This is a genomic window from Cohnella thermotolerans DSM 17683, assembly GCF_000429825.1.
GTDB lineage: Bacteria > Bacillota > Bacilli > Paenibacillales > Paenibacillaceae > Cohnella > Cohnella thermotolerans.
Genome location: NZ_AUCP01000058.1, coordinates 13,308 through 28,000, shown reverse-complemented (window position 1 = coordinate 28,000; position 14,693 = coordinate 13,308). Strand labels below are relative to the sequence as shown.

Annotated in this window: 14 protein-coding genes and 1 tRNA gene; 6 read left to right on the top strand and 9 right to left on the bottom strand. The window is 57.6% G+C overall.

The features are described 5' to 3' along the window. Positions 1-691: 691 nt before the first annotated feature. Complete coding sequence (locus G485_RS29065) at positions 692-1,501, bottom strand: DUF3800 domain-containing protein (protein ID WP_084423281.1); 810 nt, start codon at positions 1,499-1,501, stop codon at positions 692-694. 452 nt (positions 1,502-1,953) lie between these two features. On the opposite strand from G485_RS29065, the gene G485_RS0112405 reads away from it, so the two are divergent. Further along, the gene (locus tag G485_RS0112405) at positions 1,954-2,397 is read left to right on the top strand and encodes an Hsp20/alpha crystallin family protein (protein WP_027092832.1); all 444 of its coding nucleotides are present in this window, start codon (positions 1,954-1,956) and stop codon (positions 2,395-2,397) included. Between the two features lie 85 nt (positions 2,398-2,482). Here the strand turns inward: G485_RS0112405 and G485_RS0112400 are convergent, their stop codons facing one another. Beyond that, the gene (locus G485_RS0112400; RefSeq protein ID WP_027092831.1) at positions 2,483-4,282 is read right to left on the bottom strand and encodes an ABC transporter ATP-binding protein; all 1,800 of its coding nucleotides are present in this window, start codon (positions 4,280-4,282) and stop codon (positions 2,483-2,485) included. Continuing rightward, positions 4,279-6,024: an ABC transporter ATP-binding protein gene (locus G485_RS0112395; protein WP_027092830.1), complete on the bottom strand. Its 1,746-nt coding sequence runs from the start codon at positions 6,022-6,024 to the stop codon at positions 4,279-4,281. The genes G485_RS0112400 and G485_RS0112395 overlap by 4 nt, the downstream gene beginning before the upstream one ends. A 382-nt stretch (positions 6,025-6,406) precedes the next feature. On the opposite strand from G485_RS0112395, the gene G485_RS0112390 reads away from it, so the two are divergent. Further along, the gene (locus tag G485_RS0112390) at positions 6,407-7,522 is read left to right on the top strand and encodes an SIR2 family protein (RefSeq protein ID WP_027092829.1); all 1,116 of its coding nucleotides are present in this window, start codon (positions 6,407-6,409) and stop codon (positions 7,520-7,522) included. Further along, complete coding sequence (locus tag G485_RS26240) at positions 7,497-9,278, top strand: ATP-binding protein (protein ID WP_051318229.1); 1,782 nt, start codon at positions 7,497-7,499, stop codon at positions 9,276-9,278. The genes G485_RS0112390 and G485_RS26240 overlap by 26 nt, the downstream gene beginning before the upstream one ends. Here the strand turns inward: G485_RS26240 and G485_RS29060 are convergent. Further along, complete coding sequence (locus G485_RS29060) at positions 9,243-9,464, bottom strand: DUF2905 domain-containing protein (RefSeq protein ID WP_027092828.1); 222 nt, start codon at positions 9,462-9,464, stop codon at positions 9,243-9,245. The two genes, G485_RS26240 and G485_RS29060, sit on opposite strands and share 36 nt — an antisense overlap. 128 nt (positions 9,465-9,592) lie before the next feature. Here G485_RS29060 and G485_RS0112375 point away from each other — a divergent pair, with 128 nt between their 5' ends. Continuing rightward, the gene (locus tag G485_RS0112375) at positions 9,593-9,904 is read left to right on the top strand and encodes a DUF1806 family protein (RefSeq protein WP_051318228.1); all 312 of its coding nucleotides are present in this window, start codon (positions 9,593-9,595) and stop codon (positions 9,902-9,904) included. Continuing rightward, on the top strand, positions 9,901-10,614 hold the full coding sequence (locus G485_RS0112370) for a PIG-L family deacetylase (protein ID WP_027092826.1): 714 nt from the start codon (positions 9,901-9,903) through the stop codon (positions 10,612-10,614). The genes G485_RS0112375 and G485_RS0112370 overlap by 4 nt, the downstream gene beginning before the upstream one ends. A 4-nt stretch (positions 10,615-10,618) precedes the next feature. Here the strand turns inward: G485_RS0112370 and G485_RS0112365 are convergent, their stop codons facing one another. The 5 genes from G485_RS0112365 to G485_RS0112350 all read right to left on the bottom strand — a co-directional run bounded on the left by G485_RS0112365 (position 10,619) and on the right by G485_RS0112350 (position 13,540). Next, the gene (locus G485_RS0112365) at positions 10,619-11,776 is read right to left on the bottom strand and encodes an acyl-CoA dehydrogenase family protein (protein WP_027092825.1); all 1,158 of its coding nucleotides are present in this window, start codon (positions 11,774-11,776) and stop codon (positions 10,619-10,621) included. Positions 11,777-11,969: 193 nt separating this feature from the next. Then, entirely contained in the window at positions 11,970-12,479 is a 510-nt protein-coding gene (locus G485_RS0112360; RefSeq protein WP_027092824.1) for a MerR family transcriptional regulator, read from the bottom strand. Positions 12,480-12,610: 131 nt separating this feature from the next. Beyond that, positions 12,611-12,895: a hypothetical protein gene (locus G485_RS29055; RefSeq protein ID WP_084423280.1), complete on the bottom strand. Its 285-nt coding sequence runs from the start codon at positions 12,893-12,895 to the stop codon at positions 12,611-12,613. Position 12,896: 1 nt separating this feature from the next. Further along, complete coding sequence (locus tag G485_RS0112355; protein ID WP_027092823.1) at positions 12,897-13,193, bottom strand: DUF2089 family protein; 297 nt, start codon at positions 13,191-13,193, stop codon at positions 12,897-12,899. Positions 13,194-13,463: 270 nt separating this feature from the next. Then, a tRNA-Arg gene (locus G485_RS0112350) sits at positions 13,464-13,540 on the bottom strand. A 133-nt stretch (positions 13,541-13,673) separates the two neighbouring features. On the opposite strand from G485_RS0112350, the gene G485_RS0112345 reads away from it, so the two are divergent. Further along, a complete protein-coding gene (locus tag G485_RS0112345) occupies positions 13,674-14,687 on the top strand; it encodes a LacI family DNA-binding transcriptional regulator (protein WP_027092822.1) in 1,014 nt (337 codons plus the stop codon). Positions 14,688-14,693: the final 6 nt, after the last annotated feature.

The following is a 14,693-nucleotide window of genomic DNA, read 5'->3' as shown; positions in this document are numbered from 1 at the left end:
CACCAGAGCAAGAGAAAACGGGAGTTTTATGCGATACTAGCCAACATCCATAAGATAAAAGCAAAGGTGGATGCGCGTTCGTTGCCATCCGCATGACTCTCCTTAAATTAGCTACTTGCAGACGACAAACATCATCGCGCCGGCGACAAAAGCGAGGCCAAACGGTACGATCGAGATGAAATGGCCCGTACCGGCGAACCCGATCCAACAGTGGTGGTAGTATTTAGAGCTATGTAATCGGGAAGTCAACGTCAAGCGTGACAAGTTTATTGCACGCCCTAAGGCGGGCATTGGTGGAACTCGGCTTGACCGCCCCGAGACTTCATTTACTATTAGCATTCCAAAAATTTGTTTGGAAAACGACTTTACAGAACATGTGTTCTCGTATATAATTTAATTATCCCAGGTGAGTGTTGTTTTTTTAAATATTGGATATATGTAATGTAGGAGCAGTTTGGCAGGTCACATCGAGTCTTAGCAACTCAATTTGTGGCAGCACTTCATTTTGAGTGCGGGATCCTCCCAAACTGCTCTTTTTATTAATTTATTTTTGACAACATCACCGTTAATGGGGTAATATGGATTTGGCGGTAGGTCACATCGAGTCTTAGTAACTCAATTTGTGGCAGCACTTTATAAGTGTGAGCTCCTCCCGCCACTATTTTCATTTTCCAGCCTAAGGGCTGTTTTTTTATATTGGCATAAATAAATGTCGATAGTTATTTTTGTTTTCAAAGGGATGATAGAGTAATCCCTTCCATGCCCAATTTTCAAAATTATAGTAGTTCCAGTCAACAAGATATTTGTAACTTCGAAAATATGAAAAATTGCTTTTGCTGCACTCATATATACATAAGCCTGAGCTGCAACGTTTACATTCTATATTAACGTTATGATAGTAGTCTGAAAGAGAGCGAAGACTTGAGCCAGCGATAAAGTCGGATAATCCTAGAATTGCATGATCCTCAGGATTCAACCATTTCGGTTTTGAAAACCTCGGCGGCTCTCCAGTTTTATATTTCGCCACATCTGATAAATATTTCCTAAGAGACTCTTGTGCGACAGGATCGGTATTGCGATCAATGACTAATTTAGCATGCGACTTTGTTATTCTTAGGAAGAGAGAAATTCTTTTAAACATTAGGCCATATAGATAGTTCATAAACGTTTGCGTATCAACTAATCCAGGCCCACTAGTCTCATGTTTATTACAAATTACTTTTGAAATTATAAATGGAGGAGCACTTTGTTCCACATTTTTAAAGAATTTTGCTAATAAAATATCATCTCTTTTTTTATATGTTTGTAACTTCTTCCATTCTAGGGGTTCTGATATTTTTAATACTCTCTTAGTCTGGTGTTTGATTGTATTTATGAAATCTTGTTCATGTTCTTCATGCACTAGCACCGCAGAGACAATATAATAGTCTGTAGATCCTTTCTTCCAAGGTAGTGCTTTATCCCCAGACTCTTCACAAAAAATAAGCCAATTATCATGCATGGGGGTCGTCTCCTCGAAGTCCTATTTCCTATACTTTCACTTTAACCCTAATTATCCCGGTGAGTCAACAATTCCCATAAAACATGATTATTTAGTTTACTGCAACAGCCTAGTCAGTATCCAAGGAATATTTTCATCTCAGGGCTTCCGCCGGGCGGGCAAACTGCAGGGAGTAACTGCTGAAGAGACCCCGTACGATAAGCCGTCAAAACGTAATCTTTGCGCAAATCGTCGAAGACGGCATTAAAGTTGCGTTGATTGTCCGAATTTTTCATCGTTTTTTCCGCTTCCTTCGCAACCGGATATCCTGGGGCTCTTCCAGAAGCATACAATTTCTGCGAAGCGAGTACAATGCGCCAAGTCAAAGTGCCGCCGCAGCCCAAACTCCGAATAACCGCCTTCTTTTTCGGGCATCACATACATGGATCATCACTAACGAGGAGGAATTGAGGATGGCGCTCGTACCGTACGAACCGTTTCGGCACCTGGACCAAATGCGGAGGGAACTGGGCCGTTTTTTCACCGATGACGCATCGCTGTTCCGGCCGGGATTCGCTCAGAGCTTCGGTCATATGAACGTGGACGTTTACGAGACCGAGACCGAAGTGGTCGCCTCCTGCGACATTCCGGGGCTCGAGAAAAAGGAAGACGTGAATATCGATATCGATAACAACGTCCTGACCATTAGCGGCACATTGAACAAAACGCACGAAGTGAAGGACGAGCACATGCACCGCCAGGAGCGCTTCGTCGGCCGGTTCCACCGCTCGATTGCGCTTCCCGCCAGCGTCTCTTCGGAAGGCGTCAAAGCCAGCTACAAAAATGGCGTCCTCGAGGTCCGCATGCCCAAGCTGAAGGGCGACTCGAGACGCCGCATCGACGTGGAGTTCCATTGAGATCGGCATTCGACGTAACAAAACAAGCGGAGACCGGGTCGGCGCCTGGTTTCCGCTTGTTGCGTTTCGTTTAATAAACGCTCTTTTATGCCGGCTGCTCGGCTTCCTCATCCTCTTCCCGGGCTTCGGCCGAAGTCTCCTCTCCCTGCCACAAGAGCCGCATTTCCTCGCTCACCTCCAGCAGTTCGGCCAGCGTGCCTTCTGCTTCCATCCGCCCGTCCTTCAGAACAATGATGTGGTCCGCCCGCGCCAGCGCCGCCCGGCGATGGGATACCGCGATGCAGGTAACGCCGCTCTCCCGGAACAGCCGCTCCCACAGCGTCTTCTCCGTTTCGACGTCGAGGGCGCTGGACAGGTCGTCGAAGATGAACAGGTCGGATTGCGTCATGAGCATCCGCGCGGCGGCGGCGCGTTGAATTTGCCCGCCGGACAGCATGACGCCGCGGGGGCCGACGAGCGTCTCCAGCCCTTGATCGAGCGTCTGAAGGTCCTGCTCCATTACGGCCAGCCGGATGACCCGATCCAGCGCCTCCGGCGCGACGCGGCTGCCTTGCGTGATGTTCTCGCGCAGCGTATCGCTGAACAACCGCGGCACCTGCGGCGTGTACGACGTTCTCGGCGGCTTCAGGAATGACGCGGGCTCCTCCACCACGCGGCCGTTCCATCGAATCGTCCCGCCCGTCCTCGGAAGCATGCCCAGCAGCGTGCGCACCAGCGTCGATTTGCCCGATCCGATTCGGCCGGTGATGACCAGGAACTTGCCGCGCTCCAGCCGGAACCCGATGTCCCGAATTCCATTGCCGGAATCCGGATACGTATAGCTAAGCCCCTCGACTTCCAGACATTGCAGCCGATCTTCCTCGCGATCTTCCGGCTGCTCCGCTTCCGGCGGATCGCCGTAGAGATAAATGTCGCTATGCTCCGCAATGCGGTCTTCTTCGCCCGGGCGGAACAGAACCCGCATCCGGTCGAGCGCCACCCGCAAGCGCTTGTGCTGAAAGATCATGTAGCCGAACAAAGAGATGCTGAACGAGAACGTCGTCAGGTAAGACGTGAACAGCGCGATATCGCCGACCGTAAAGCGGCCCGCCTTCATCTCCGCGGCGCACATCAGCAGAATGACGCCGGTGCAGATGCTGAGCACATGCTGGTTGAGCGATTTCATCCACTGCTTGAACAGATTGTCGCGAAGGGCGGCGTGCCGGCGGCTCTCGTTCAGCTGCCCGAACCGGTTCAACACATGGTCCTCCGCTTGCCCCAGTTTGACCGCTTGAACCGCCCCGAACGTCTCGGCGATGAAGCCGGTAATGCGTCCGGTCGCTTCCCGGTTCAACTGGCTGTATCGTCTCGCGCGGTTGCCGGACAAGTTGTTGAACAACGTGACGAGCACGAGCGGGAGAATGGCGAAGGCGGTAATGAGCCAATTGATGCGGGCCATAATGACGATGCAGACAATGGCATAGATCAAGCGTCCCCAGAAGTCGACCCACGACTCCACGTATTCGACGACTTCGTCCACGTCTTCCCGGAAGCGGGTCATGGCTTCGCCGGGGGATGCGGGCAGGTTGCGGCCGGGCCAGCGCATGATGCCGGCCAGCATATTGCGGCGCAGCACCGCTTGCAGATGATAGATATACGTTACCCACTTATAGAAAGCGATGTAGAAGGTCCCGACCCGGGCGAACCGGACAAGACCGACGACGACGAGCGGCACCGCAAGCCACAGAAAATCGTAAGACGGGGTGGCGGCCCGGTCGAAAAACCATTTCATGCCGAGGCCGATGCCTACGGGCAGCGAATGAAAGAGCCCCCATAGCAGCCCGTTAATGAGATAAAGGGAGGGCCTGAAGCGAAACAGGCGTCCCATAAAGTGACTGACCGTCATGCCCATTCCTCCTGCCGGTTCGTCCGCAGCAGCTGAGCGTAGTGAGAGGACGGATCGCGCGCGAGCGCTTCCCTCGCTCCGAATTCCACCATTCGGCCTTGGCGGAGAACCATAATTTTATCGACGTTGTCGAGCGTGGCCAGCCGGTGCGCGATCACGATGCCCGTGCAGTTCGCGAGCAATTGGTCCACGGCCGATTGCAAGGCCGCTTCCGTCGCGGCGTCGAGCCGGGAGGAAGGCTCGTCGAGAACGACCAAGCTCGGCTCCGTCAAGAAAACGCGCGTCAGCGCGAACAATTGCGCTTCGCCGGCGGACAGCGACGTTCCCCCGGTCGACAGCCGGGTATCCAGCCCTTGCGGCATCGCATCGATCCACTTCCGCAGTCCGAGACGTTCCGTCGTGTCGAGAATGTGCCGGTCCGAAATGCCGGAATTGAACAGCGTCAGGTTGTCGCGAAGCGTTCCGTCGAACAGCTGAACGTCCTGCGTCACCATGCCGACCCTTCGGTAAAGCGCTTCAAGGCGCAAGCTGCGGATGTCCACGCCCCCGATCCGGATGACGCCGCTGTCGAGATTGTACAGCCGGAGCAGCAACCGGCTGATGCTGGACTTCCCGCTGCCCGTACGGCCGACGATGCCGAGCCGTTCTCCGGGCTTCAGCTCGAAGGTGATGTCGTGCAGCACGGTTTGATCCTGGTTATAGCCGAAGCGGACCCGGTCGAACGTGACGCCGAGCGGCCCCGGCGGCAGCGAATCCTCCGTGCCGTCCGCAATCTCGCTTTGCAGCGAGAGCAGCTCCCGGGAGCGGCGCATGCCGGATTTGGCTTTCTGAAATTCCTGCATCTGATCGCCGAGCTGCTCGATCGGGTCGTTCAGCATTTGCGTGTATTGGAAGAAGAGGAACAGCGTCCCGAGCGAGATGGCGCCGTTCAAATGCATGCGCACGCTCATCAGCAGCACCGCCGTCACGGCGATCGTATAGAGACCGACCGTAGCGTTCCACGGCGACACCCGGAGCATCCACGCTCTGCGTCCGCTTAAGAACACGGCCCGCATCGCCCGGTGGTAGCGGTTCATCAGGCGGGGGACGCCGCCGTTGGTCTGCACGTCTTCGATGCCGGCGATCCGCTCCTCGATGAGGCCGAACAGGGCGGCGCTCGCTTGGCGTTCCGCCTGGGAGGCCTTCACGCCCATGTCGCGAATGGCGAACATGACGCCGAGCGAGAGGGCGGTGAACGCCGTCATGACGGCGGCAATCGGCCAATTATACGCGAACATGTAGCCGAGAATGCCGGCGAGCAGAACGAAGCTGCCTACGATTTTCACAATGAACATCGCGAAAAAATTCGACATATGGGTGACGTCGCCGTCGATGCGCTCGATCATTTCGCCCGGCGTTTTCAAATTGTGGAACCGCATGTCGAGCCGCAGGCAATGCCGGAGCAGGACGGAGCGGATCCGGTTCGTCGCGCGCCAGGCCACATCGTTCCCGAGATAATCGACGGACACCGTGAACAATTGATTCAGTACGGCGACGGCAAGGTAGAGGCCGGCCAGCGTCAGCAGGGCGGAGACGGTTCCCGAGCCGGCGGCCTCGTCTATAAAGCGCTGCACGAGCTGCGGCTGCACGAGCTGCAGCGCCGTCGTTGTCAGCAGGAGGACGAGCAGCAGCAGCATCCGCCATTTGACGGGGCGGAGATACTGAAGAAGCCAGGACATGGATAGCGTTTGTTTCTGTGGCATAAGAGTGCCCCTTTCCGTGAGAAAAAAAGCGTGCGGCCGAACCCGACAGACGGAAGGAACCGTGGAGGAGAAAACAAAAAACTCCAGGCGCAACCGCCTGGAGCGAGGTATACATAAGAGGACTAATGCATACGCACGGCAAGGTCAGCCCGCAGGACAAGCCTATTCGGTTGATAGCGGCGTTCTTGAATAAGTTGTCGCATTGGCGGCGACCTCCTTCGTCCTGAAATAAATGATATGGAGAATATATCACGGCCGCTCAAAGATCGTCAACCAAAAAATGTTAGTTCAGGATGCCGATCGGGCAACTCCCTCCCATGTATCGATCTCTCTCATTCGGTTCAAACTAGAAATAACCAATGAGAGATTAGGAGATTGAACCATGAACAAGCCCTATGCCCAATTCGTCGAGCGAACGATCCGGTCAAACCCCGTCTTTCTCATCGGAAGCGGTCTGTCCGCCGGAGCGGGTCTGGCGACCATGGGACAATTGGCAGACTATTTGGTCCGCCATGTCCGGATCGGAAGCTTCTCGAAGCCGGAGCGGGAGGAGTGGGTCCGCATTCAGCATCGGCTGACGGTCGAGAAGCGGGGGCTCGAAGAGGTATTGCAGCAATCGGGAGCGGCGGTCAGCGGCCCATTGCTTCGCGAGATCGTCCGGCAGACGTGGCGCTGCCTCTCGGAAGACGAGCAGAAGCGGATGCCGGACATCGCAAGCGGCGTCGACCCGACCGGCTTCGGCCGCTATTTTCGCACGCTGAAGCACTCCAACCATGCCATCGTTCATGTCATCACGACCAACTACGATCATCTGATCGAATGGTCCGCGTCGGCTTCGGGATGGAGGGTTTGGGACGGCTTCGAGGAAGGGGCGATCGGCTCCCCGCTCTCCGCCGCCGAGCTGAACGAGAGCATGACCAGAATCTCGGGCTACGGCAAGCGGCGCGTGACGACTCACCGCCCCCACTTGCGAATCTATAAGCCGCACGGCTCGCTCAGCTGGTTCAAATACCCGGACGGGCAAATCAAGAGGCTGCAGGGAGCGGGCCTCCAGTTGCTTCCGATGCTGGCCCGGGCGGGCATTGTGCCGTCCATTGTGACGCCGGGAACGGGAAAATATCTGGAGACGCACCGGGACCCCTACAACAGCGTGCTGGCGGAGATGCGATCGGTGCTGGACGAACGAAGGCCGCTCGTCATCGTCGGGTTCGGCTTCAACGATCTGCACATTCAAGGGAGCTTCGAGGCCGTCCTGCGCAGCGAGGGCGTGCCCAAGATCGTTCTGGCCCGGCAGTTGTCCGACAGCGCCAAGGCGCTGATCCGGGACCGCCGCATCCGCAACTATATCGCCGTGCAGAAGGAAGGCTCCGGAAGCCGGATTGTAAGCGACGCCGTGGCGTCCTTCTCCGCGCCCGAGCCCGATCTCTGGACTTTTCACGCGCTGCTCGATCAAGCATGGGGGGCCGAAGCCGATGCGGGAACGTCCGAATCTGTTTGATGCCGTCCCGGACCGGCTCGTCGGACTCGTGGGCCGCGTGGACAGCTACAGCGTGACCGTCTATGCGACGGACGATCGTCAAATTCGCAACGTCACCGTGAACGGTTACGTTATTCTGAACACGGCCGATCCGAACACGCGGTTGATCGGCCGAATCGGCCGCGTCGTTCGGCTCGAGCTGGAGGAGAGACGGAAGGAAGCGGCAGGCCAGGCGACCGAAGCGGGCGGGCGCGTGAGCAACGAAGTCACGATCCAAGCGATGGGGACGCTAAAAGGACCGGGAGGCGGCAGAGCGCGGGCGGCGTTTGCGCGATCGGTGGAGCAGCTGCCCGAGATCGGAGCTAGGTGCTATCTGCTGACGGGCGAATATTTGGCCGCGTTCGCCGGCTTGATCGCCGACGAGACCGCCAAGTCCCGGGCACCGCTCACTTTGGGAGCGTACACGATGGCGCCGGAAGCGGCGGCGGTTCTGGACGGCAACGCGTTCTTTCAGCGGCATGCGATGATCGTCGGCTCGACCGGCTCCGGCAAGTCCTGGACGGTGGCCGCCCTTGTCGAGCAAGTCGCGGAGCTGGAGCGGGCGAATCTGATCGTCTTCGATTTGCACGGGGAATACGAGCCGCTCGCCGCTCATCCCCGCATCGCGCGCTATCGGATCGCCGGACCCGGCGATCTCGACGATCCCGGGAAGGACGCGCTTTTCCTCCCTTACTGGCTCCTTGGCTACGAGGATATGCTGGCGCTGATTCTGGACCGCAGCGACGAGAACGCTCCCAACCAGGCGATGGCGTTCAGCCGGGCGGTGGTGCGGGCCAAACGGGAGGCGCTGTCGGCGGCCGGCATGGCCGAAGAGCTGGAGACGTTCACGATCGACAGCCCGGTGCCTTACGATCTGGATGCGGTCGCCGCGGAGATTGCGAACTTGAACGAGGAGAGGGTGCAGGGGCGAAGCGGGCTGGTGAACGGGCCTTTTCACGGCAAATTCAGCCGGTTCCTGGCGCGCCTGGCCGCCAAGCGAAGCGACCGCCGGCACGGCTTCATGTTCGCGCTGCGGGAGGAGCAGCGGGATGCCGCTTATCTCGACGCGCTCGTCCGGAAGCTCATGCGGGCCGGCTCGCCCGATGGGGCGGGCGTAAAGATCGTCGACTTCAGCGAAGTGCCTTCGGATATGCTGCCGATTGCGATCGGTCTGACGGCCCGGCTGATCTTCCAGGTCCAGCTATGGTCCGGCGGCGGCGATCGGCACCCCATCGCTCTCGTGTGCGACGAGGCGCATTTGTACCTCCCGGGCCGATCGGCGGCGGATGCCACGGAAGCGCGGGCGCTCGCTCATTTTGAGAGAATCGCCAAAGAAGGGCGCAAATACGGGGTCGGTCTGGTAGCGGTCAGCCAGCGCCCGTCCGAGTTAAACGCGACCGTGATGAGCCAGTGCCACAACATCGTCGCGCTTCGGCTCTCCCATCCGGCGGACCAGAGCGCCGTCGCTGGGCAGCTGCCCGAGGCTCTCGGCGGCATTCGGGACATGCTGCCGCTTCTGGGCGTCGGAGAGGCGGTCGTCGTCGGGGACGCCTGCCTGCTGCCGAGCCGCATTCAAGTGCGGGAACCGGCGTATCCCCCTCGCTCCGGAACGGTCAAGTTCTGGGACGAGTGGAGCCGGGCGGAACGCGAACAGAAGTTGGCGCAGGCCGTTCGGAGCTTGAGAAGGCAGAGCGGCCCCAAGTTATTTGGTGAAAAATCTCGCCACATAGAAAATTAGCGACAACACGACGCTAACCAGTAGACAGGTCACGATGGGGAAGTAGAACCGGACATTGCCTTTCTCGTACGAGATATCGCCGGGAAGCCGCCCGAGAGGAAGGAAGCGTCCTCCGATCATCCAGATCAGTCCGACAACGACGAGGAGAATGCCGATTCCGATTAATATTTTCGGGAATGGAGTCATCTTGGTCACCTCATTTATCCTCATTATAGGGCGAAAGCCGAAGCTTCATACCGGGGGCGGCCGTCCGTCGGCTTGTGATACAATAAGGGAAGGCTTTCTCATTATTTGGGCGAAAAGGAACGACTGCGATGATGAACATAGACAGGACTTCCGTAGAGGCGGAGCTTCGAAAATTCGTCGGAGCGGACATTTACGTGCATAGCGAGGCCACTTCGTTCGTCTTCGTCCGCAACTTCAAGGTGCGGGCGACGGACGCCCGGATTGCCGGAGAAGGACCGTATCGCGTCGCGCTCCGGTTCGACGGCCACGGCTGGCTGAGGATGGAGGCGCTCACCCACTACGAAGCGGACGAAGCGGGCCGTCTGCTGCTGGCCGGCTATGACGATCGAGGACGGATGCACGTTGCGCTCCACCTGGGAAAGGAGCCGTTCCCGGAATGAGCGAACGCCGAACGCAAGCGGGGCGCAGGCTGCTGGCGGTGTTTGCGCACCCGGACGACGAGACGTTTATTTGCGGCGGAACCTTGGCGAAGTATGCCTCCGAAGGCGTCGACATTACGCTGGTGAGCGCCACCCGGGGCGAGATGGGCCGGCGGATGGGCAATCCGCCTTATCTGAACCGGGAGACGATAGCGGCGGCCCGCGAGCAGGAGCTGCGGCAAGCTTGCGAACGCCTCGGCATCCGGCAGCTCCGCTTCCTGGGTATTCGCGACAAGACGGTGGAATTTATCGACGGGGAAAAGCTGACCGCAACCGTCGAAGCGCTGATCCGCGACCTCGATCCCGACGTCGTGCTGACGTTCCATGAGAAGCTCGGCGGGCATCCGGACCATTGCGCGATCGGCCGAGCGACGACGGCCGCTTATCGGCGCGCCGGACGCAAGGGCTCGCTTTATTTTATTTCGTTCGGCAGCGAGATGGAGCGCCCGGAACGGTACGGGTACACCCGCAACGATATCGTCCGAATCGACGTATCCGCCCATCTCGAAGCGAAGCTCGCCGCCTTCCGGGCTCACCGCTGCCAGACCGAGATCGACGAATGGGTATGGCGGCCCGATCGGGAGGCGCTGTCCCGATTCGGCAAGCACGAATATTTCATTCGGGCGGATGCCGCCGCAGGCTCGGGCCGCAACTCCCGCGATTTGTTCTAGCCGGCTACAGGGACTTCTCGCTTAGGGCGGAGGAGGCCAGCATCTGCAGGACGTTGCTGTCCATCGGCGGATTGTGCAGGCCGGCGCGAACGTCCCGGTAATAGCGCTCCAGCGGGAGCTTGCGGGACAGGCTGGCGCCTCCGACGATGCGCATCGCCAGATCCACGATGCGAATGGCGCCGTTGGTGGCGACGTACTTCGCCAGACCGAACTCCGGCTTCATCGAAGGCCGGTTAGCCGCTTCGCGGTCCCAACGGTCGGCCGCCGCATACAGCAGCGAACGGGCGGTTCGAAGCTCGACTTCGATCTCCCCGAACATCTGGCGGACCGCCGGAAGGGAGGCGATCGGCTCGGACAGATGATTGGGCCGATAGCTCCGGGCGTAGTCCAGCGCGAAATCCCGGGCGGCCAGGGCGATGCCCACATAGCAGGCCGGGATGTGCAGCAGCCAGCCTCCTCCGTCGTCTTCTCCCTGACCGGAGAGCCGCATGCGCTTCTCCGTCCAGGCGCCGTCCAGCACGACATCGTGGCTGCCGGTCGCGCGCATGCCGAGCGTATCCCACGTCTCCACGACGGTGACCCGATCGGAGCGCCGCACGAGAAAGTCCGCCGTGCAGTCCTCGTCCGGGAGGTAGGCGGACACCGCGAAGCGGTCGAGAATCGGCGACAGCGTGCTGTACGTCTTGCGGCCGGTCAGGCGCCAGCCGCCGTCCGCGGGAACGGCCGTCGTCTCCGGCTTGCCGCCGCGGCTGGGGCTGCCCGACGCCGCTTCGCTGGCGAACGTGTTGATCATCGTTCCGTCCTTCACGATGGAGCGGCACAGCTCGGCGAAGAGGTCCTCCGGCCACTTCCGCGAGGTGCGCAGATGAAGCACCTGCCCGATATGCCAGCCGACGGCCAGGGCGGTCGATCCATCCCCGTAGGCTAACCGTTCCTGCACCTGAACGAGCTCGTACAATGATATCTCATCCCCGCCGAAGGAACGGGGAACGGTCAGCTTCAAGTATCCCGCATCGCGCAAATCGGCGAAATTTTCGAATGGAAAAGATCCTTCCCGGTCGTGCCGCTCGGCCCTCTCCGCGAATTTGGCGGCAAGCGCGTCCACTAGTTCCGCCCGCGCCTTCTCTTCCTCGTTCCGGATATATTGATCGATGATGCGCATCCGTGTTCTCACTCCTTTGCCTTGAATTATACCAGTTGGAGCGGGAACGCGCACAACGGGTCGCCGCATGGGGCCGTGAAAAGCAAAACCCTTGCGCGGATCGCAAGGGTTCGTCGTAGGCGAATTGGCAGGTTATTTGCTGCGGGCTTTCCGGTACTCCTCCAGCAGATCTTCGACCGGAATGCCGTTCCAATTAGAATAGACGAAAGATCTTCTTCCGGGGTTTACGGGCCGTTCGATTCTCGCTGACGAAGGGAGGGGGCGATGCGGGACGAGGGGACGGCTCGATGTCCCGGCTGGCAGCGGCTTGCCGCATCTTCTCCAGCGAATCGGCGATCTGCTGAATCATCTGGCGCAGCTCGTCGATCTCGCGCCGGTGCTGAAGCACTTGGGCGCTTACGACTTCGTCGGCCTTCCGTTCCATCATCCGCTCCAGCTGGTGCAAACGCAGCATGATCGATTCCGAATCCCGATTGGAACCGGCCGGCTGCGAACGACGACCGGGCGGGCGGACGCTCTCCAGCGGGACGCCGCTCCGCACCTCCGCTTTAATGCTCTGAAGCCATTCCATTTCTTGCTCCGAAAACATGTAATGTCCCAGCCGATCCTTCGGAAAGAGCTCTGGAAAATAAGAAACCCAACGTTTGAGCGTCGTTTGGCTGACGCCCAGATGATCGGCCGCTTCCTTCGTCCCGAAACTCATCTTTATCACTCCCTGACGGACCTTTTTCTTACGTATTCGAGAGCCGATCCGCGATCCCTGTAGGGGTGACAAACGTAGTGGCCGTTCGGCAAAAGAAGTGGTCTTTCCCGTACCGTCGCTCGGGGGTTCGCTTATAAATCCATTGCTTTAATTTTATTGAGTTCTCTTTGTCTTTTTTTTGCTAAAGCTTCCCGGCCTTTTATCCAAGCGGATATAAGTAAAACAGTCCCCCCGACGCCTGCAACAAGAATAGATTTTAATGATCCGTTAAAATGCTGGGTAAACAACCCGTAAACCAATCCTCCTAAATAAATAATGGGTAAAATGGCACCGACCCACGCAGGTCCACGTCTTGAAATAAAATATTGTGCAACCAAAATCCCTACTGCGATAGCAAATTGAAAAGCATATTCCATTTCAATCACCCTTCTCTGCTTTATACTTCTCAATAATTATTTTGGCTGTTTCTAAACTGAGCCGCTCATCGATCACTAAGTTTTTAATCATGTTCACGAATTCTACATTGTCTTCCTTACTGTTCAGCTCAATCTTCTCAATTAACTTATCTAACATCGTGCGCACCGTTGGGTAGGATACCCCATAATCGTTCGCCATACTTTTCAACGATCCGGAGTTTAAGATAAACTTTCTAATAAACTCCAAAGATTCTTTATCCAACGCCAATACCCAAGATGGAACGTCACTTCTTTCCATTAAACCCCTCCTTTTTTAAAAATATTAAAATATTTATTAATAAAATTCAACTTGTTAATAAATAATATTAAATTTTATTTTTATTTTCCTGAGAACGTTCCTTTTGACGCCATCGCAAATGAAGCGATTTATTCAAGAATTGGTCCCTACGAAAAAAACCTCCCACGCATGGGAGGTTCATAATTCGAGGCTCGTGCAATATCGATATCGCCCGCATGACCGCAACATTCAACATCAGCGGTCGTTGATGCCATGAGGTTGTTTATGGAATGGCGCGCCCGATACGATTCGAACGTACGACACACAGTTTAGGAAACTGTTGCTCTATCCTGCTGAGCTACGGGCGCGCGAACGAATACCATTATAACAAAATTCGTGCGAAACGAAAAGCGAACGGTCCGGAGGATTGCCAACCCGCCCGAATAAAGGTATTTTTAACGTATCGAATGTGAAAAATGCAGACTCGAGGCGGTTGAACACATGCCGGTGAACATACGCGACATAGCCAGAGCTGCCGGAGTGTCGGTGGCGACGGTATCCAAGGCGCTGAACGGGTACTCGACGGTGAGCGCGGCGACGCGCGAGAAGGTGCTGCGGGTCGCGGAGGAAATGCGGTACCATCCGAACGCGGCCGCCCGTTCGCTCGTCGGCCAGCGCTCGATGACGCTCGGCGTGTTCCTGACGACGGGGCTCAAGCATCCGTTCTTCGCCAGCGTGCTCGGAGGCATCGACGAGGCGCTCAAAGCCCGAGGCTACGATTTGATTTATTTGACCCAGGTCGCCATGCTTCAGGAATACAGCCTGGTCCGGCATTGCCGGAGCCGCAACGTGGAAGGCGTGCTCGTCTTCGGCTTCCAGGAGACGGACATGGATTTCAGCGAGCTGATCGAATCCGGATTGCCCGCCGTGTTCATCGACATGGACATGGCCGGCGAACGCGTCGGGATGATTACGTCCGACAACGTGCAAGCGATCCGCACGGCGGTTCGGCGTCTGGCCTTGCTGAACCACCGCAGGATCGCTTTTATCTCGGGCATTCCCGGCTCCTATGCAGGCAAGATGCGGTATGAAGGCTTCCGCGAAGGCATGGCCGAACATGGATTGCCGTGCTTGCCCGAATACACGGTGATCGGCGACTTCACTCGCGAGAGCGGTTACGCAGCTATGACAAAGCTGCTGGAGCTGCCCGTCCGGCCGACGGCCGTCATCTGCTGCTCGGACGTAAGCGCCGTCGGGGCGATGGAGGCGGCGGCCGAATACGGGCTGTCCGTGCCGGAAGACCTCTCCGTCGTCGGCTTCGACGATGTCGAGGCGGCGCGCAGCGTCCGTCCAGCCCTGACGACGATCCGCCAGGACATGGAGGCGATGGGCTACCGGGCGGTCGCGCTGCTTGACGACCTGATCACCGGCGCCGACATCCCCTCCAAGCAAATCATCCTTCCCACCGAGTGGATCTGGAGGGATTCCTGCGGACCGGCCAAGCGCGACGACTGATCGCCG

Coding starts and splice junctions, on each gene's coding strand:
- G485_RS0112365 (WP_027092825.1), bottom strand. CDS start 11,776: ATGCGCATCATCGATCAATATATCCGGAACGAGGAAGAGAAGGCGCGG.
- G485_RS29055 (WP_084423280.1), bottom strand. CDS start 12,895: ATGGAATATGCTTTTCAATTTGCTATCGCAGTAGGGATTTTGGTTGCA.
- G485_RS0112360 (WP_027092824.1), bottom strand. CDS start 12,479: ATGAGTTTCGGGACGAAGGAAGCGGCCGATCATCTGGGCGTCAGCCAA.
- G485_RS26240 (WP_051318229.1), top strand. CDS start 7,497: ATGCGGGAACGTCCGAATCTGTTTGATGCCGTCCCGGACCGGCTCGTC.
- G485_RS0112375 (WP_051318228.1), top strand. CDS start 9,593: ATGATGAACATAGACAGGACTTCCGTAGAGGCGGAGCTTCGAAAATTC.
- G485_RS0112355 (WP_027092823.1), bottom strand. CDS start 13,193: ATGGAAAGAAGTGACGTTCCATCTTGGGTATTGGCGTTGGATAAAGAA.
- G485_RS29060 (WP_027092828.1), bottom strand. CDS start 9,464: ATGACTCCATTCCCGAAAATATTAATCGGAATCGGCATTCTCCTCGTC.
- G485_RS0112390 (WP_027092829.1), top strand. CDS start 6,407: ATGAACAAGCCCTATGCCCAATTCGTCGAGCGAACGATCCGGTCAAAC.
- G485_RS0112345 (WP_027092822.1), top strand. CDS start 13,674: ATGCCGGTGAACATACGCGACATAGCCAGAGCTGCCGGAGTGTCGGTG.
- G485_RS0112400 (WP_027092831.1), bottom strand. CDS start 4,282: ATGACGGTCAGTCACTTTATGGGACGCCTGTTTCGCTTCAGGCCCTCC.
- G485_RS0112405 (WP_027092832.1), top strand. CDS start 1,954: ATGGCGCTCGTACCGTACGAACCGTTTCGGCACCTGGACCAAATGCGG.
- G485_RS29065 (WP_084423281.1), bottom strand. CDS start 1,501: ATGCATGATAATTGGCTTATTTTTTGTGAAGAGTCTGGGGATAAAGCA.
- G485_RS0112395 (WP_027092830.1), bottom strand. CDS start 6,024: ATGCCACAGAAACAAACGCTATCCATGTCCTGGCTTCTTCAGTATCTC.
- G485_RS0112370 (WP_027092826.1), top strand. CDS start 9,901: ATGAGCGAACGCCGAACGCAAGCGGGGCGCAGGCTGCTGGCGGTGTTT.